This window comes from Nocardia sp. NBC_01503, assembly GCF_036327755.1.
Classification (GTDB): Bacteria; Actinomycetota; Actinomycetes; order Mycobacteriales; family Mycobacteriaceae; genus Nocardia.
In genome coordinates this window covers 7,737,221-7,754,401 of sequence record NZ_CP109596.1, presented here as the reverse complement: position 1 = coordinate 7,754,401, position 17,181 = coordinate 7,737,221, and the positions used below count along the sequence as shown (strand labels likewise).

General features: G+C 65.5%; 15 protein-coding genes and 2 pseudogenes. 5 read left to right on the top strand and 12 right to left on the bottom strand.

Translation table 11 applies throughout. The features are described from left to right. Positions 1-4 precede the first annotated feature (4 nt). Positions 5-1,120, top strand: a pseudogene (locus OHB26_RS35760) (CocE/NonD family hydrolase); the annotation flags it as partial. A gap of 66 nt (positions 1,121-1,186) precedes the next feature. Further along, positions 1,187-1,339, top strand: coding sequence for a hypothetical protein (locus tag OHB26_RS35755; protein ID WP_330181673.1), 153 nt, complete (start codon positions 1,187-1,189; stop codon positions 1,337-1,339). Between the two features lie 17 nt (positions 1,340-1,356). On the opposite strand, the gene OHB26_RS35750 is transcribed toward OHB26_RS35755, so the two are convergent. Beyond that, positions 1,357-2,139 (bottom strand): SHOCT domain-containing protein, encoded by a 783-nt coding sequence (locus tag OHB26_RS35750; RefSeq protein ID WP_330181672.1) that lies wholly within the window; start codon positions 2,137-2,139, stop codon positions 1,357-1,359. Positions 2,140-2,146: 7 nt separating this feature from the next. Then, a complete protein-coding gene (locus OHB26_RS35745) occupies positions 2,147-3,631 on the bottom strand; it encodes an FAD-dependent oxidoreductase (protein WP_330181671.1) in 1,485 nt (494 codons plus the stop codon). 169 nt (positions 3,632-3,800) lie between these two features. On the opposite strand from OHB26_RS35745, the gene OHB26_RS35740 reads away from it, so the two are divergent. Further along, positions 3,801-4,913 (top strand): NAD(P)-dependent alcohol dehydrogenase, encoded by a 1,113-nt coding sequence (locus OHB26_RS35740; protein WP_330181670.1) that lies wholly within the window; start codon positions 3,801-3,803, stop codon positions 4,911-4,913. A 15-nt stretch (positions 4,914-4,928) separates the two neighbouring features. Here the strand turns inward: OHB26_RS35740 and OHB26_RS35735 are convergent, their stop codons facing one another. The 3 genes and pseudogenes from OHB26_RS35735 to OHB26_RS35725 all read right to left on the bottom strand — a co-directional run. Continuing rightward, positions 4,929-5,990 (bottom strand): DUF4185 domain-containing protein, encoded by a 1,062-nt coding sequence (locus OHB26_RS35735; protein WP_330181669.1) that lies wholly within the window; start codon positions 5,988-5,990, stop codon positions 4,929-4,931. Positions 5,991-6,033: 43 nt separating this feature from the next. Further along, a complete protein-coding gene (locus OHB26_RS35730; protein ID WP_330181668.1) occupies positions 6,034-6,576 on the bottom strand; it encodes an ATP-binding cassette domain-containing protein in 543 nt (180 codons plus the stop codon). Positions 6,577-6,655: 79 nt separating this feature from the next. Beyond that, positions 6,656-6,892 (bottom strand): annotated as a pseudogene (locus OHB26_RS35725) (ATP-binding cassette domain-containing protein); the annotation flags it as partial. Between the two features lie 259 nt (positions 6,893-7,151). On the opposite strand from OHB26_RS35725, the gene OHB26_RS35720 reads away from it, so the two are divergent. Continuing rightward, the gene (locus OHB26_RS35720; protein WP_330181667.1) at positions 7,152-8,702 is read left to right on the top strand and encodes an amino acid permease; all 1,551 of its coding nucleotides are present in this window, start codon (positions 7,152-7,154) and stop codon (positions 8,700-8,702) included. Positions 8,703-8,705: 3 nt separating this feature from the next. Here the strand turns inward: OHB26_RS35720 and OHB26_RS35715 are convergent, their stop codons facing one another. Genes OHB26_RS35715 through OHB26_RS35700 form a run of 4 tightly spaced genes read right to left on the bottom strand, consistent with a single transcriptional unit; the run spans position 8,706 to position 12,929 of the window. Continuing rightward, a complete protein-coding gene (locus tag OHB26_RS35715; protein ID WP_330181666.1) occupies positions 8,706-9,470 on the bottom strand; it encodes a 3-oxoacyl-ACP reductase in 765 nt (254 codons plus the stop codon). Positions 9,471-9,479: 9 nt separating this feature from the next. Next, complete coding sequence (locus OHB26_RS35710) at positions 9,480-10,844, bottom strand: aldehyde dehydrogenase family protein (RefSeq protein ID WP_330181665.1); 1,365 nt, start codon at positions 10,842-10,844, stop codon at positions 9,480-9,482. Continuing rightward, entirely contained in the window at positions 10,841-11,584 is a 744-nt protein-coding gene (locus tag OHB26_RS35705) for a gamma-glutamyl-gamma-aminobutyrate hydrolase family protein (RefSeq protein WP_330181664.1), read from the bottom strand. Before OHB26_RS35705 ends, OHB26_RS35710 begins: the two co-directional genes overlap by 4 nt. Further along, complete coding sequence (locus OHB26_RS35700) at positions 11,565-12,929, bottom strand: glutamine synthetase family protein (RefSeq protein WP_330181663.1); 1,365 nt, start codon at positions 12,927-12,929, stop codon at positions 11,565-11,567. The genes OHB26_RS35705 and OHB26_RS35700 overlap by 20 nt, the downstream gene beginning before the upstream one ends. A gap of 203 nt (positions 12,930-13,132) precedes the next feature. Between OHB26_RS35700 and OHB26_RS35695 the strand changes: the two genes are divergently transcribed. Next, positions 13,133-13,975 carry an SGNH/GDSL hydrolase family protein gene (locus OHB26_RS35695; protein WP_330181662.1) on the top strand — a complete coding sequence of 281 codons (843 nt, stop codon included), beginning with the start codon at positions 13,133-13,135 and terminating at the stop codon, positions 13,973-13,975. A gap of 8 nt (positions 13,976-13,983) precedes the next feature. Here the strand turns inward: OHB26_RS35695 and OHB26_RS35690 are convergent, their stop codons facing one another. The 3 genes from OHB26_RS35690 to OHB26_RS35680 form a co-directional block, all read right to left on the bottom strand. Then, positions 13,984-15,258 (bottom strand): MFS transporter, encoded by a 1,275-nt coding sequence (locus OHB26_RS35690; RefSeq protein ID WP_330181661.1) that lies wholly within the window; start codon positions 15,256-15,258, stop codon positions 13,984-13,986. Between the two features lie 56 nt (positions 15,259-15,314). Beyond that, the gene (locus tag OHB26_RS35685; RefSeq protein WP_330181660.1) at positions 15,315-15,536 is read right to left on the bottom strand and encodes a heavy-metal-associated domain-containing protein; all 222 of its coding nucleotides are present in this window, start codon (positions 15,534-15,536) and stop codon (positions 15,315-15,317) included. A gap of 414 nt (positions 15,537-15,950) precedes the next feature. After that, a complete protein-coding gene (locus tag OHB26_RS35680) occupies positions 15,951-17,108 on the bottom strand; it encodes a helix-turn-helix domain-containing protein (protein WP_330181659.1) in 1,158 nt (385 codons plus the stop codon). Between the last annotated feature and the right edge of the window lie 73 nt (positions 17,109-17,181).

Below are 17,181 nucleotides of genomic sequence, written 5' to 3'. Positions count from 1 at the left end.
GGAACGCCACCCGACGCGTGACGACTACTGGAAGCCGTGAAGTATTCGCGATCGGTACGCGCGAGTGCAGGTCCCGGTGTTGGACATAGAGGGCTGGTACGACGCGTTTCTCGCGGGCGGGGTGGAGAACTTCACCGGTATGGTGGCCGACGGCGGCACACCCGCCGCACGGGAGAATCAGCGGCTGGTGATCGGGCCGTGGGATCACACCGGTTGGGGCAGAGCCGATTCCGCCACCGGTACCCCGCTGATGGCCACCGCGGGCGCGGCCGGGGACAGCCCGATCAACGAACTCATGCTGGCGTGGTTCGATCACTTCCTGAAAGGCAAGGGCGACAACGTATCCGGCAAGCCCATCGTCGACTACTTCGTCATGGGCGCGAATCGCTGGAAGACCGCCACCGCGTGGCCGCTACCGGACACCCGATGGACCACCTACTACCTCTCCGGCGCGGGCGGAAATGGAATACACGGCCGCACCGGCCATCTCGGCACCGATCAACCCAAAGACGCCCAACCGCCGGACAGCTACGACTACGACCCCGCCAATCCGGTCCCCAGCGCAGGTGGGCATTCGTGCTGTGGCACCGGTACCGGACCGCAGGGACCGGTCGACCAGTTCGTGGTCGAGCAGCGCTCGGATGTGCTCACCTATACAACCGATCCGATGGCCACCGATACCGAGATCACCGGTCCGGTCCGCATGCGGCTCTGGGCCGCCTCCACCGCACCCGATACCGACTTCACCGCCAAGCTGGTCGCGCTGGCACCCGACGGCAGTACGGTCAATCTCAACAGCGGCATCATCCGCGCCGCCTTCCGTGATTCGCTCGAGCATCCCGCACCGATCGAACCCGGCCGCGCCTATCCGTACAACATCGCTATCTGGCCCACGTCCTACCTGGTCAAGGCGGGATATCGGATTCGCGTCGAGGTCTCCAGCAGCGACTTCCCGCAGTTCGCTCCCAACCCCAATACCGGCGAACCCTTCGGCACGACCGCCAACAGCCAACTCGCCACCCAGACCATCTATCACGATGCCGAGCACCCCTCGGCCCTCATACTTCCGGTCATTCCGGGCGCCGACACCGGGAGCACCCGATTCCCTGTCGGACACTGACCGTAGACTGCCAGGGAATACCCCTTGTAGGTATTTCGGTCATTCACGACGCCAATAGGAGTTCATGTGTGCCAGCGAATTGTCTGTCAGGCCTGCGGTAAGCCCTCCTTCCAGGGCTGCGGCGAGCATGTCGAGGAGGTACTCGGCGATGTGCCTGTCGCGCAGCGCTGCGCCTGCGCGAACCCCGGCGGCAGCCGCGGCCTCTTCTCCCGCCAGTAACCGAGTCAGGCTGCGGCTCAGGGTTTCTCGAGGATTCGGGATTTCGCGCGCTGGAATTCGGCGGCGCTGAGATGGCCCTTGGCGTAGAGGGCGGTGACGCGTTCGAGTTCATCGGCGACGGTGTCGTCCTCGCTCGCGCCGTCACCGCGCAGGGGGCGGTACCAAGGCAGGGCGAGGCGGACCCGGGTGGGGTCGTCGCGGTGGTAGTGGGCGTGCACGGGCAGGTCCAGCCAGGATTGGGCGGCGGGGATTCTGCGGGTGTGGGTGAGTCCCTCGGTGTCGGTGAAGGTGATCAGGGCGGTGCCCGCATCGTCGACGACCTCGAATTCGGTCAGTCGGGCGGGTACGCGGGGGCGTCCGAGGATTCGATCCAGGGTGCCGGTGACCTTCAGTTCGTAGCGCAGGGCCAGGGCGGTGACCGCTATGCCGAGCCAGCCGGCGATGGTCCAGATGGTGGCCGCGGTGGAGTTGACCGCGGCGGGTTCGAGGCCCGCGGCGGTGGCTCTGCGCCAGCCGCTGACCGTCGCGAACGAGCCCAGGGCGAAGGCGATTCCGACGCCCGTCATGTGCAGGATGGACCAGGCGGTACCGGCCAGGCCGAAGGCGAGGAAGCCACCGACGACCAGGAACGCCACCCGGGCGTCATTGGTGCCGCAGCCTTCGCTGTCACAGGTCCAGGGGATATCGTGCAGCACATAGGTGCCCTGTCGGATCATCAGCCACGCCGTGACGCCGAGTGCGATCGACAGGATGAGCAGGACGGGAGCGGCGATGCGGCCGGGCCTGGGCGAGTCGGACACGCCCTGATTATGCGGTGGGGCGGGCATGGGCGCACGGTCGGTTTCCGGGGCCGAACCACGCCGGGATCACCGCGCGGGCGAAGGCGCTGATGCATTCGGCGGTGGGGCCGGAGAGGATCTCACCGGTGAACCAGATGCCGTCCCGGCCCTGGATCGTCGCGATGCGGTCGAACCAGCCGTCGCGAATGGCGGCGGCGCTCGGGTACGCGGGCCATTCGGCGATGGTTTCGGTAATCAGCTCGGGGTCGTCGAACAGGAACAGGCTCTCCCTGGCGAGGTTCCAGGCTTGCGCGTCCGAGATGGAGAGATCGGAGTTGCTGAAGCAGACCCAGTACGGTCCGGGATGCTGCTTATTGACCGCGGTGATGCGGTGCATGGCCTGTTCGGGATCGGTGTCGGTATAGCTGCCGTAGGGGTCGATCACCCAGAAGCCGAGGGGCTCGGGGGAGTTGGGTTTGCGCGGGAAGCCGATGATCTCGTCCGCGACCTTGACGAGATAGCTGCGGGTCCAGGCGCGCGGGCAATTCCCCTCGCCGAACAGGTCGTGAATCTCACCGGTGGGGAAGATATCTCGGATCTGCGCGGGGCGGGCCGTGACGATGACCCGTGCATAGGTGGCCGCGCCGGTGCCTTCGGCGGTCGTGTAGCCGACTCGAACCCCCTCCGGCGCAACGGGTTCGATCGAGGTCACCCTGGTGCCGACCCGGATGTTCAAATCGTGATCGGCGATCATCCGCCGCAGCAGGCTGATGAAGCCCTGTCGCAGACTCATCGTGACCGGTCTGCGCGAACTCATCTGTGCCAGTAATGAGTGCGGCATCCGCGCCAGCAATGCCTCGCGCTGTGCCGGATACAGCGAAAGGATCATCTTCGCCAGCTGCGAAACGTGTCCGGAGATATGGGCGTTGATATTGATGACGGTCTCCGCGGGCTGGCGTGGCCGTCGCATATTCGCGTACAGCGTCAGCCCCTGCAGCAACTCACCGACCAGCGGAGCGTGCCGGGCACGGTAGGTCTCCCAGGTCTCGCCCGGGACGCGATCGAAGACGAGCCCGTGCATGCCGGGGCCGCGACTCTCCCGGATCGCCCGCTCGATAATCGTCCACGCCTGCGCGAGTTGATCGGCGGCCTGCTCCGGGGTCAACAGCTGGAACAATGGGACGAAATGCGGTGGAACGGCCATCCGCGGCTTGCCGGAGTCGTCCCTGGATACGAAATACAGTGCCTCGGTTTGCAGTTCGACCGGATGCCGAGTGAGCAGCTCGTGGATGGCGGTGCCCTCGATATCCTCGCCGAAGTCCTGCTGTATCACCAGGTGGGCCTGGAAATCGTATGTCGCGCCGTCGATTTCGGCGGTCTGGCAGTAACCGCCCGGCTCCGGACCGGCCTCCAGGATGTCGATATTCGTGAATCCCAGCTCGCGTAGTCGCGCGGCCGCCATGATTCCGCTCTGACCTGCGCCGACAATGCAGATGCGGTCCGTGAGTTCCATCGAACTCCTTCGGGTGCGGCGAAGGTGATGGGAATGAGTATGCGCGCTCCGTCGGCAAGACGCCGCCCCCCTGAGTGAAACACGTTCTAGATTTGTGGCCCGCCGCGCCCTAGGGTGCTTGGGATCGGCGTGAGACTCTCTTCGCCGACTTTGGGAAGGAGCCGTCCGGATGGACATCACTGCCGCGGTCGCGCGTGGAGCGCAGGCGCCCCTCGCGCTCGAAGCCATCACGCTGGAGGACCCGCGCGCCCATGAGGTCGTGGTGCGCATTGTCGCGACCGGCGTCTGCCATACGGATCTGGTCACCAAGAGCGTCTTCCCGGCCGAGCTCCCCATTGTGCTGGGGCATGAGGGTGCGGGCATTGTCGAGCGGGTCGGGTCCGAGGTCACCGATGTCAAGGTCGGCGATCATGTGCTGCTGACCTACAACAGCTGTGGTGAGTGCCGTCCGTGCACCACCGGTACGCCGTCGTACTGCGAGAACTTCGTCATGCTGAACACTTCCGGCGGGCGGGCCGATTTCACCTCACCGCTGAGCCAGGACGGTGAGCGGGTCATGGGCGCGTTCTTCGGGCAGTCGAGCTTCGCCTCGCATGTGCTGGTGTCGCGGCGCAGTGTGGTCGTGGTCGACGATGAGGTGGATCTGGTCGCGAGCGCGCCGTTCGGTTGTGGTGTGCAGACCGGTGCGGGCGCGGTCGCCAATGTGATGCGCCCGCAGCCGCACGAGTCGATCGTCATCTTCGGCGCCGGTGGTGTGGGCATGTCCGCGCTGATGGCCGCGCGGGCGCTGGGTGTGGAGAATGTGGTCGCCGTCGACCTGTCCGCCGAAAGGCTGGCGGTGGCAAAGGAACTCGGTGCGTCCACGGTCATCGACGGTGCGGCCGAGGATGTGGTGGCGCAGGTGCGGGCCGCCACCGACGGTGGTGCGAACTTCGCCCTGGACACCACCGCCGCCAATCCGGTGATCGCCAACGCGCTACTGGCCCTGGCTCCGCGCGGCACCCTGGTGCTGGTCGGGCTCGGTGAGGCGTCGATGGATTTCGAGATCGGTCACCTCACCGGCAATGGCAAGGCCGTCCGCGGTTGTATCGAAGGTACTTGCGACCCACAGGAATTCATTCCGCAGCTGATCGAATGGCATCGTTCAGGCAAGTTCCCGATCGAGCGCATCTCCCGCCAGTACCCCTTCGCCGAAGTCAACGCCGCCATGCATGACGCCCACACCGGCGCGACCATCAAGCCGATCCTGGTCCTGCCCACCGAGATCACCCCGGAACCATAACTGGACCTCGCGCTGTCAATCCGGCTGTGCGGTAAGCCCGGTCCACTGTGTCGCGGTGTAGGGCCGGGCTCCCAGCGTGCCGTTCCACTGGCTGACGATCAGGCACAGGTTCGAGGTGCTCGCGGAGCCGGGATGGATGTACCCGCCATAGGGGTACCGCTGTTGTGGCTTGCCCCAGTGGCTGGGCGGCCAGAGTTTGTTGTGCACCACCTGAATCTTCTCGTCGGACCAGATGCCGTCCACCGCGGCCGCGGTGCGGGTCTTGATACTGCGGTCCGTGCAGTCGAAGTAGCTCATCACCCAGGTGGAGCCGATCTTCTTGACCGACAGTTCGCCGAGGTTGTTGCCGGGGGCGAAGAGCGGGGTGGCCGGGAGGTCGCCGCACCAGCTCCACGTCCCCGAGCCGTAGTGCCAGTTCTCCACGTTCGAGAAGTCCCCGTCGTAGAAGTCGGCAAGACTCATGCGGAACAGGATGATTCGTGCGTTGTCGCCGTTGTAGTTATGGCTGCCGTTCCAGGGCTTGCTGAAGATGTAGATCTTGTCCGCGTCGGTATCGATGCCCGCGAAGGTCCACATCATGTACACCGAGCCGTTGTTGCCGCGCCGGTCCCCGTCCCACTGGGTGGCGAAGTCCGCCCAGGTGTCCCCGTAGTCGTCGGAGTACGCGATGCCCGCGAATCGTGAGCCGTCGCTGAACGAGTGGGGACGGACCCAGGTGTCGACCGACGTGTACTGAATGAAGGTCCGGCCGTTGTACTCGACGCAGTCGTTCGGAATGCGCGAGACCTCATAGCCGTACCCGTTGTCGGCGTGGTCGGCGTAGTCGAACAGCCTCGACGCCTGCGGCTTCGGCTCCGCCCAGGTGAAAGCGATGGCGCTCGCGCCCGCGCTGTCGAAGCTGTCCTGGTCCAGCATGATCGGGGATCCGAGGTAGTTCCCGCCCTGTTCCTGGCCGTCCCAGCAATCCCCGAAAACGTAACCCCAGGTCGAATCACGTACGCGCGCAAAGGGAATACACAGATCACCCGAACCGACGCCGTAATAGTCGGCCGAATCCCCGGGGTTATCGCACAGCATCACGCCACACTGACTCATAAGGGCCTTCCCATCTTTCATTGCATCACGAATGAATTGCCTTGGGAAGCTTTGAAAGTCCGACACCCCACGAGAATCGAGTCAGCACTTGGACTTGTAGAAGTACGGCTCGTTGGTGGACATGTTGTCCTGGGTCAGGGCGATCATGTCGGTTTGGATGTTGCGGGTGGTCGGCCTGCCTTCGATGGCCGCCGCGGCTTGGTCTACGCCCTGTGGTGGCATCGGAGGTGAACCGGGCCACCCGCCGCCCCAGGCGCAATACCTCGATCCGATCGGCCACCGCCCGCACCTCGGGCATATTGTGGCTGATCAGCACCACCGAGATCCCCTGATCGCGCACGCGTCGAATGACATCGAGCACCCGCTCGCGCTGTACGACCCCGAGCGCGGCGGTGGGCTCGTCCATGAACACCACTTTGCTGGCCCACATCACCGCCCGCGCCACCGCCACAGTCTGCCGCTGCCCGCCCGAGAGCGATCCGATCGGGATATCGGCGCGCGGCAATACCACCCCGAGCCGCTGGAAGTGCTCCGCCGCTTGCGTTCTCATGGCCTTGCGATCGAGCATTCCGAGTCTGCCCGACAGTCCCCGCCGGATCGAGATCGGGTGCCACGGCCAGATCCTGATAGACGGTCTCCACCCCGGGTCGCCGCGCGGCGGTGGGCGAGGCCATCCGCACCGGCTCGCCATCGAGCAGGATCCGCCCGCCATCGGGCTGTTCGGCCCCCGAAAGGCATTTCACCAGCGTGGATTTGCCCGCCCCGTTATCCCCGATGAGCGCCACTACCTCACCGGCGCATACCTGAAAGTTGGCTCCCCGCAACGCTTCCACGCCGCCGTACCGTTTGACCAGCCCTTCGGCTTCCAATACCACGGCAGGCATGGCGATCACCCCGGCAACATTGACTGAACGGACGTCCGGTCCGTCCGCCGATCGTACGATCGATCACCGCGCGTCCGGGTCGATACGGCGAAAGATCGTCGATACGCACGATATCCGCGCCGCGATGGCGGCAGGAATCGCGCGTAACCATGGGTAACCACTGATTTACGCGCAATGGGCTGCGGGCGACACATCTCTACTTCACACTGAGGCCCTGGCAAACGCCGTGTGAGGGCGGCGTTTTCACGCGGGAGTGCGAATGAGCGTTAACCAGTCCCCATCCGATGACGAACGACGGCTGGCCGAGCTCGGCTATAAACAGGAACTGGCCCGATCCTGGTCGGGATTCTCGAACTTCGCCATCAGTTTCACGATTGTGTCGATTCTGACCGGTGGTCTGGCGAGTTATGGGATCGGGCTCTCCAACGGTGGGCCGATCACCATGGCGTGGGGCTGGCCGCTGGTCTCGATCATGGTGCTGTTCGTGGGGCTGGCCATGGCCGAATTGGCGTCGGCCTACCCGACCTCCGGTGGATTGTATTGGTGGGCTTCGGAGTTGGGCGGGCCCATCTGGGGCTGGTTCACCGGGTGGTTCAATCTGATCGGGCAGATCGCGGTGACGGCCGCGATCGATTACGGCGCTGCGATCTTCACCACCGTGGTGCTCAATGTGATCGGCGTGGACATCGGAACCGACCGCACCGCAATCTTTTTGGTGTTCGCCGCGATTCTGATTCTGCACGCGGTGCTCAATGCCATCGGCCCGCACCTGTCGGCGGTCATCAACAATATTTCGGCCTGGTGGCATGTGGGTGGTGTGGCCATCTTCGTCCTGGTGCTCGGGATCGGTGCCGAACACCATCAGAGCGTGAGCTTCGTCTTCACCCAGACCGTGGACAATTCCTCGGTGGGATTCGGCGGCGTGGCCTTCAGCTTCCTGCTCGGACTGTTGCACGCGCAGTACACCTTCACCGGGTACGACGCCTCGGCGCATATGTCCGAGGAGACGCATGACGCCTCGCGGATGGCGGCCAAGGGGATCATCAATACGATCATCGTCTCGGCGGTCGCCGGATATCTGCTGATCATGGCGGTGACCTTCGCGATCCCCAACCTCGATGACGCCCTCGATCCGACCAAGAACAGCGGTTATCCGGTGATCTATATCCTGGAGAACTCGCTCAGCTCGTTCTGGTCCGGATTGCTGCTGATCATCGCCGCCGTCGCCCAGTTGTTCTGCGGCTACGCCTCGGTCACCGCGGCCTCGCGCATGCTGTTCGCCTTCGCCCGCGATGGCGCGGTGCCCGGTTCGGCGCTGTGGTCCAAGTTGTCGGCGCGCAAGGTGCCGGTGAACGCGGTGCTGTTCGTCTCGGTGTTCGCGTTCATGCTGTTGATTCCGTCGATGCTGGTGCCCGCCGAGAACGCGCCGACCGCGTACGCCGCGGCGACCTCGGTCGCCACCATCGGGCTGTATATCGCCTACGGCATTCCGGTGCTGCTGCGGCTGCGGCACGGCAGCCGATTCCAGAACGGGCCCTGGCAACTCGGCCGCTGGCATCGCCCGATCGGTGTGATCGCGTTGATCTGGATCGTGTTCATCAGCCTGCTGTTCATCCTGCCTATGGATGATCGCGGATATCCGTGGAATGCCGAATTCACCTGGAACTCGGTGAATTACGCGCCGATCGCCTTGTTCGGCGTGGTCGGTGCCATCGCGATCTGGTGGTTCGCCTCGGCCCGGCGCTGGTTCGCCGGACCCAAGCGCACCGTGGACGAGCCGCCGGGGGCCGAAACCCCCGTCGGCGCGTAGGGCCTACAGCGGGGTCACATACGCCCCGGAGATACCACCGTCGACCAGGAACTGCGCGGCGGTGATGAAGGAGGAATCGTCGCTGGCCAGGAAGGCGACGGCCGCGGCGATCTCCTCCGGTTCGGCGAACCGGCCCGTCGGAATATGCACCAGCCGCCGGGCCGCGCGCTCGGGATCCTTGGCGAACAGCTCCTGCAGCAGCGGGGTGTTCACCGGGCCGGGGCACAGCGCATTGACCCGGATTCCCTGGCGGGCGAACTGAACTCCGAGCTCTCGGCTCATCGACAGCACGCCGCCCTTGGACGCGGTGTAGGAGATCTGCGAGGTCGCCGCACCCATCACCGCCACGAACGACGCGGTATTGATGACCGAACCCTTACCGCGCTCGAGCATATGCTCGATCGCGTACTTGCTGCACAGGTACACCGAGGTCAGATTGACCTCCTGCACCCGCCGCCAGGCGTCCAACCCGGTGGTGAGAATCGAATCATCCTCCGGCGGTGAGATTCCCGCATTGTTGAAGGCGATATCTAGCCCGCCGTAGGTGTCCACCGCCGTCTGGAACAGCGCCCGCACCTGCTCCTCGTCGGTGACATCGACCTTCACGTACAACCCGCCGACCTCGGCCGCGGCGGCCTCACCGGAGGTGGCATCGATATCGGCGACCACGACTTTCGCGCCCTCCTGGGCGAAACGCTTGGCGGTGGCGAGTCCGATACCACTGCCGCCGCCGGTGACGACCGCGACTCGATCCTGTAAGCGCTGCAACGTATCTCCTCAATTGTCGGTGGCGATGAAGACGTTCTTGGTCTCGGTGAACGCGCGCGCGGCGTCCGGTCCGAGCTCACGACCCAGGCCGGACTGTTTGAAACCGCCGAACGGCGTCCAATACCGCACGGAGGAGTGCGAATTCACCGACAGGTTCCCGGCCTCGACCCCGCGCGCGACGCGCAGCGCCCGGCCGACATCGGAGGTCCAGATGGAGCCGGACAGGCCGTACTCGGAGTCATTGGCAATGCGCAGTGCGTCCGCCTCATCGTCGAAGGGCAGTACCGCGACGACCGGGCCGAAGACCTCCTCGGTCAGGATGCGGTCATCGGGGCCGGAGGGCAGGACAACCGTTGGCGGGAACCAGAATCCGGGTCCTTCGACGCGGGTGCCGGTGAAGGCGACCTTGGTCGAGGGCTCCAGGAATCCGGCGACCCGCTCGCGATGCGCGGCCGAGATGAGCGGACCCATCTCGGTGGCCTCATCGGCGGGATCGCCGACCCGCACGCCTTGCACGGCCGGCTCCAGCAGTTCCAGGAATTTGTCGAAAACACTGCGCTGCACCAGAATCCGGGAGCGCGCGCAGCAGTCCTGCCCGGCATTGTCGAAGACGCCGTAGGGCGCGGTGGCGGCGGCCTTGGCCAGATCGGAGTCGGCGAAGACGATATTGGCGCTCTTACCGCCCAATTCGAGGGTGACCCGCTTCACCTGTTCGGCACAACCGGCCATGATGCCGCGGCCCACCTCCGTGGAGCCGGTGAACACCACCTTGCGCACCGCCGGATGGGTGACGAAGCGTGCGCCCACCACCGAACCCTTGCCCGGAATCACCTGAAAGACGTTCTCCGGCAACCCCGCCTGGATCGCCAGCTCACCGAGACGGATAGCCGTCAGCGGGGTCAGCTCGGCCGGTTTGAGCACCACGGTATTGCCCGCCGCCAGCGCCGGACCGAAGCCCCATGCCGCGATCGGCATGGGGAAATTCCACGGCACGATGATTCCGACGACGCCCAGCGGTTCATGGAAGGTGATATCCACCCCGCCCGCGACCGGAATCTGATTGCCCAGCAGGCGTTCCGGCAATCCGGCGCTGTAGTGCAGCACATCGCGCACATTGCCCGCCTCCCAGCGGGCATTGCCGATGGTATGGCCCGCATTGCGCACCTCGAGCTGTGCGAGATGCTCCAGATCGGCCTCGACGGCCTCGGCGAATCGGCGCAGCAGCCGCGCGCGGTCGCCGGGGGCTATCGCACGCCAGCCCGGCAGCGCCCGCTGGGCTCGATCGATGGCCGCGTCCGTTGCCGCCGCATCGGCCAATTCCACTGTGGCCTCGACCGTTTCGGTCGCGGGGTTGACGACCTGGGTCGTTGTCACCGAGTGCGCTCCCTTCCATAGATTGTCGCCTGCTCGACCAATGCCCGCATCAGGCGGTCATCGGTGGAGTTCTCCTCCGGATGCCATTGCACGCCGACCAGGAACGGCTCGCCCGTCGACTCGGCCGCCTCGATGGTGCCGTCGGGGGCGTGCGCGGAGGCGGTGAGGCCGGGCGCGAGCACTTCGATCGCCTGGTGATGGTGGCAGTGCACCTTCACCTCGGGACCGGCGATCGCGGCGACCCGGCTGCCCGGCACGGTGCGCACCGTGGTGACCCCGAAGACGCCCGGGGTCCGGGCATGATCGGTATGCCCGAGCGCATCGGGCAGATGTTGCACCAGGGTGCCGCCCAGGGCGACATTGACCAGTTGCAGGCCGCGGCAGATCGCCAGCACCGGCATATCCACCACGCGGGCCAGTTCGAACAACCCGAACTCGGATTCGTCCCGGTCCGGGCGGAGCCCACGGGTCGCGGGGTCCGGCTCGGCCCCATAGCGGGCCGGATCGATATCGGCGCCACCGGTCAGCGCCAGGCCGTCGAGGCGCTCCAGCAGCTCCGGACGCGGAGTTCCGATGGGCGGCAGCAGGATTGGAATACCGCCCGCGCGCACGACCATATCGACGTAGGTGCGCGACAGCACCGCGCTGTTCACGTCCCAATGTCCGAATCGGGTCCGCTCGGAGTAGGTGGGCAGTCCGATCAGCGGCCGCCGCGCACCCTCAGAGTCGTTCGAAACCACGCACCCGCTCCCAATCGGTCACCGCGGCGTCATAGGCGTCGAGCTCGACCTGGGCCGCATTCCGGTAGTGCCGCACCACTTCCTCGCCGAACGCCCGCTGCGCGACCTTGCTCTCACCGAACAGGCGCGCCGCATCCCGCAGCGTATGCGGAACCCGTGGTCGTTGCGACCGGTAGGCATTGCCGTGGAACTCCGGTTCCAGGGGCAACTGCTGTTCGAGGCCGTGCAATCCGGCCGCGATCGAGGCGGCCACGGCGAGATAGGGATTCACATCCCCGCCCGGTACCCGATTCTCGAACCGCAGCGACGGCCCGTGCCCGACCACTCGTAGTGAACAGGTTCGATTGTCCCGTCCCCACGCCACCGCGGTCGGTGCGAAACTGCCCGCCTGAAAACGCTTGTACGAATTGATATTGGGTGCCAGCAGATAGGTGAACTCCGCTAGGCAGTCCAACTGCCCGGCCAGGAAGTGCCGCATGAGCGCCGATCCGCCGTCGGCGTCCTGTCCGGCGAAGACCGGCTGACCCTCCATATTGCGCAGGCTGAGGTGAATATGACACGAATTCCCCTCACGCTCATTGTATTTCGCCATAAAGGTGATGCTGCGCCCCTCCTGCGCGGCGATCTCCTTGGCCCCGGTCTTGTAGATGCTGTGGTTATCGCAGGTGATCAGCGCCTCGTCGTATTTGAACGCGATCTCATGCTGCCCGGGATTGCACTCACCCTTGGCGGATTCGACGTACATTCCCGCCCCGGACATTTCATTGCGAATGCGCCGCAGCAGCGGTTCGATCCGGGAGGTGCCGAGCATGGAGTAGTCGACGTTGTACTGATTGGCGGGCGTCAGATCCCGATAGCCGTCGCGGAACGCCGCCTCGTAACTGTCATCGAAGACCAGGAATTCGAGCTCGGTCCCGACATAGGCTTGCAGGCCGTGCTCGGCGAGCCGATCCAACTGCGCCCGCAGCACCTGCCGCGGTGAGGGCGCCACCGGCTTACCGCCCGAATCCACCTGCTCCACATCGCAGAGCACCAGCGCGGTCCCCGGCCACCACGGCACCAGCCGCAAAGTGCTGAGATCCGGCCGCAGTACGAAATCCCCGTACCCGGTCTCCCATGAGGACATGGCGTACCCGTCGACGGTGCTCATATCCACATCCACGGCCAGCAGATAATTGCACGCCTCGGTGGCGTGATCGAGCACCTCCTCCACGAAATATCTTGCCGAACAACGCTTTCCCTGCAATCGCCCCTGCATATCGGTCATGGCCACCAGTACGGTGTCGATCGCCCCCGCCTCGACCTGCCCCACCAGCTCCGCGACACTCAGCATTCCGGCTCGCATCAGTGACCCCTCTCGACAGCAACGTGCTCACGCTAAGGGAACCGATGCCCTACCGTGCCCGAATCCGGAAGGAGATGAGCGAGTGTCGCGCGGGCGATCATAAAAGGAAACTTTTCACAACTCTTGCGCCCCTCGGGTTGCGGATGTGATCCTGACCACCGTGCCCGATCGCTGGGCGGGTCTACAGGATGAGGAGCTCCTTCGTGAAGTTGAAGCACTGTTTGCCGGTACTCGTGGTCACCGCGGCGGCGATGATGGGGGCCGGGCCCGCGAACGCGGCCGGGGAGCAGTACGTGGCGCTTGGTGATTCGTACGCGGCGGGTGTCGGGATCCCTACGATCATCGACCAGGCATGCGATCGATCCGATCACAACTACGCGCACCTGGTCGCCGGACAGCGGAGCTACAGCCTCACCGATGTCACCTGCGGAGGCGCGAAAACCGCGGATGTCAGTGCCACCCAGCTCTCGGCGATCACCGCGACCACGGCGGTGGTGACGCTCGGAATCGGCGGCAACGACATCGGTTTCAGCGATATCGTGCGCAGTTGTGTGGTCGTACCCGGCTCCAATGGTGCGGGATGCCGCAATCGGTACACCGATATGCCCGATCGCCTGGCGAAGACATCCACCAATGTCGGGGCCATCCTCGACGCTGTTCGCTCGCGTGCGCCCAAGGCCCGGGTCCTGCTCGTCGGCTATCCGAAGATCATCCCGGACAATGAATCCTCCTGCGCCGCAACCCAACCCTTCGACCCGGCCGACCTCGCGTGGGCCCGTGACACGGTGGTCGCCGGGCTCAACGCCATGCTGAAATCGCACACCGGTGACCGTGTCGGCTACGTCGACACCCAGGCCGCCACCACCGGGCACGACATCTGCCAGGACCCCGCCCTGCGCTGGATCAACGGCGTGCAGGTGGAGCCCGGCAGTGACGGTCGCACAGTTCACCCGAATCACTATGGCCAGGAAGCGATGTCGATTCAGGTGCTGGGCGCCCTCGGCAACGGCGGCGGCGGTCTTCCGACCGGTAGCTTCGGCAGCTGAGCCCCGGCTCACGCGGCCACGGTGGACCGCGGTGCGTCCTGGGCCGACCCGAAACGGTGCGCGGCGTCGATGATCTCGGCGTCGTGGCGGGGCCACAGGCGCACCGCCGCGGTGATGCCGGTGGCCGCGATGAAGGCCAGGGTCACCCAGGTGGTGGTGAATCCGGTTGCGGTGCTCAGCCATCCGGCGATCGGGTAGGTGATCAACCAGGCCAGGTGTGAGAGCGAGAACTGCGCCGCGAAGAGCGCGGGCCGGTCGGCGGGCTCGGCCGAGCGGCGCAGCAGCTGCCCGGTCGGGGTGAGAATTGCGGCGGTGCCCGCACCCGCGATCGCCCACACCAGCGGTGCTGCGGCCCAGCGCCATTCACCCGAATCGGCGGTGGAGAGTGCGATGGCGGCGACGAGCCCGGTGATGAGTGTCGCCGCGCCGGTCAGCATGACCGGGCGCGCATCGAGGCGGTCCAGCGCGCGGGGGAGCGTCAGCGCCACGAGCATGGTGCCGAAACCATTGGCGGCCAGCAGCATTGCCACACCGGTCTGGGTGCCGCCGAGAGTATCGCGCACATAGTTCACGGTATTGACCATGATGACCGAACCGGCGGCCGCGACAATGAGATTCAATCCGAGCAGGCCGCGCAGTCGCGGGGTCGCGGCGAAGATCCGCATGCCGACGGTGATCCGGTCACGGAAGCCGCCGCGGCCGGTCGCGCCCGCATTCGGAATGCGAGTGGCGAGCACCAGTGCGGCCGAGAACGCGAATCCGATCGCGGTGCCGACGAACAGCCAGTGGTAGCTGATCACCAGCAGTGCGGCGGCGGCCAGCATGGGGCTCAGCAGCGTCTCCATTGTCGCGGCCAGTTGGGCGGCCGACAGTGCGCGGGTGTAATCGCGCTCGTCAGGCAGGATGTCGGGGATGACCGCCTGGTAGGTGGGGGTGAATGCCGCGGAGGCGGTTTGCAGTACCGCGATCAGTACGTAGATCTGCCAGATCTCTCCGATGAACGGCAGCGCCAGCACCACGCCGCCGCGAATCGCATTGAGGGAGACCAGGAAAAGCCCGCGGGGGAGTCGATCGGCATACGCGGCCACAATCGGCGCGACCGTCACATAGACCAGCATTTTGATGGTGAGCGCGGTGCCCAGGACGGCCGCCGCATCCGCCCCCGCGAGCTCATAGGCGAGCAATCCCAGTGCGACCGTGGTCAATCCGGTCCCGAACAGTGCCGACACCTGAGCGGTGAACAGCCGTAGGTAATCCCGGTTCCGCAGTAGCGAGGTGAACATCGGACAATCCTTCCGATCCGCGTCACCGGGCGAATCCCGGTGACGCGGACACGAATTCAGCCTTCGGCTACCCCGTAGCCGAGCTTCTCGATGGTGGTCTTGATCAAAGCGCCATCGCCCGCACCCGCACCGATGACACTCATCCGGCCGGTGGCGAGCTCGATCTGAACGGCGTCGACCCCGGAGAGCTTCCCGACAGCCGCCTCGACCTTCCCGGCGCACCCACCACACGTCACACCCGAAAGCGTGTAGTTGCTGACATCCGTATTGCTGCTCATAGCCGTTCTCCTCGCGTCTCACGGGACTTGCCCGCCGAGGCGGAACCTCCGCCGCGACTGACTATAAACGTATACCCCCTGGGGGTATCAATATGACCTGAATCACTATGCGGGAAGAATCGTGGAATCGGCACCCAGGCAGCCGAAAAACCGCACTACAGAGAGGCGTTGGCGCAAATGACAGGTACATGGCGCGGACGGTCCACCGGGTCCATGGCAGGTGTGGATCCCGGCCGAAAGCGCGCCGGGATGACGGGGTGCCATCCGCGTGGCGATACGAGTCGGCATCGCCCATCAGGCGATTGGCGGGCTGCTCTCAGGCTCGACGCGAACCGCGGCGAGCGCTACGACCGTCGGCGCGGAATCGGTCACCTCGCCGATTCTGTCAGCACCTCTGCCGCTCGTACGAAGGTCTCAAAGGGTTGCGCCGAGCCAGGATGCGAACCCCAGCAGGCCATCACTTTGCCGACGCTGCGCGCTCGCGATGCCGTACACCGTCTCGCGCACAGCGGGATGCAGTCGGGTCTGTTGCGGGGCCGCCGCTCGCGCCTTGTTCAACGCGGCCAATGCCTTGTCCGGCTTACCTGACATCAGCCATGCCCGCGCGTTGTCCTGCCAGTGGTGGGCGATTCGGGTTGGGGCGGCGTTGGTGGGGTGGGTGAGGGTGGTGCCTTCGAGGGCGGCTCGATGAGGGTCTCCCGCTTCGAGTTCTATTGCGTGGGTGTGGATTTCGACATTCAGTGGACCGAAGGCGGTCATGTAGATGTCGGTTTCGCCGGTGTGGGTGGCGTATTCGCGTGCCTGGTGGACGTGAGCCAGCGCGCCGTCGTAGTCGAGTTTGCGGGCTTCGTTGATCGCGGCGGTGAGGTGGGAGTATCCGGCCAGCACCATTCCGGCTCGACTGGTGTCGGCGGTGTCGATCGCGGAGTCGATGAGTTGGGCAGCCACTGCGGATTCGCCGTAGTGGATGAGGACGCGCGCGCGGGCGAGCGCTGAGAACGCGCCGTAGCGAGGGTCGTCGGCGTCGGGGGCGTAGGTGTCGGCCAAGTCCAGTGCGGGGAGTGCGAGCAGGAGGTGGCCGGTGCGGCGGACGGACCACTCGGCCAAGACGTATGCCGAGGTGAGCAGCGTATTGGCACGGGCTTTCGCGTCACCGCTGGACTCACGCACCGCGCCGTGCAATCGGCGAATCAGATCGGGGAGGGCCTCGATCGTCTGGCGGGTGCGGTCGCTGCGGTAGAGGCGTTGTGCTGCTTCCAATTCCGCTTCGAGGGCGGCAATCGCTCCGGGGTCGATGGCTCGGGCATAGCGGCCTTCGGCGAGCAGTACCGATAATTGGTTCACCGCATCGGAGAGCGGTTTGCCGTCGTCGTATGGGGCACCGGTCAAATGTTCCGGTGTGACCTTCAGAGCCTTCGCGACTGCGGAGATGAACCCGGTGCTCGCGGGTTCCCTGCCCTGCTCCACTGCTTTGAGCATGGACAGGCTGTAATTCGCCCGGGTAGCCAATTGCTGCTGTCCGAGTCCGGCAATCTTGCGTTCGGCCGCGATCCGCTGCCCGACGTTCGCCATGCATTCGAGGGTAGCCGCGTGCTGAGTCACGGACCGGGCTTCAGGGCAGAGGCTGTCCTCTTACTGTCCCTCC

Bases quoted from the DNA above. Each gene is read 5' to 3' on its own strand.
- OHB26_RS35745 (WP_330181671.1), bottom strand. From the start codon at position 3,631: ATGGAACTCACGGACCGCATCTGCATTGTCGGCGCAGGTCAGAGCGGA.
- OHB26_RS35740 (WP_330181670.1), top strand. From the start codon at position 3,801: ATGGACATCACTGCCGCGGTCGCGCGTGGAGCGCAGGCGCCCCTCGCG.
- OHB26_RS35735 (WP_330181669.1), bottom strand. From the start codon at position 5,990: ATGCTGTGCGATAACCCCGGGGATTCGGCCGACTATTACGGCGTCGGT.
- OHB26_RS35730 (WP_330181668.1), bottom strand. From the start codon at position 6,576: ATGCTCGATCGCAAGGCCATGAGAACGCAAGCGGCGGAGCACTTCCAG.
- OHB26_RS35720 (WP_330181667.1), top strand. From the start codon at position 7,152: ATGAGCGTTAACCAGTCCCCATCCGATGACGAACGACGGCTGGCCGAG.
- OHB26_RS35700 (WP_330181663.1), bottom strand. From the start codon at position 12,929: ATGCGAGCCGGAATGCTGAGTGTCGCGGAGCTGGTGGGGCAGGTCGAG.
- OHB26_RS35690 (WP_330181661.1), bottom strand. From the start codon at position 15,258: ATGTTCACCTCGCTACTGCGGAACCGGGATTACCTACGGCTGTTCACC.
- OHB26_RS35685 (WP_330181660.1), bottom strand. From the start codon at position 15,536: ATGAGCAGCAATACGGATGTCAGCAACTACACGCTTTCGGGTGTGACG.
- OHB26_RS35680 (WP_330181659.1), bottom strand. From the start codon at position 17,108: ATGGCGAACGTCGGGCAGCGGATCGCGGCCGAACGCAAGATTGCCGGA.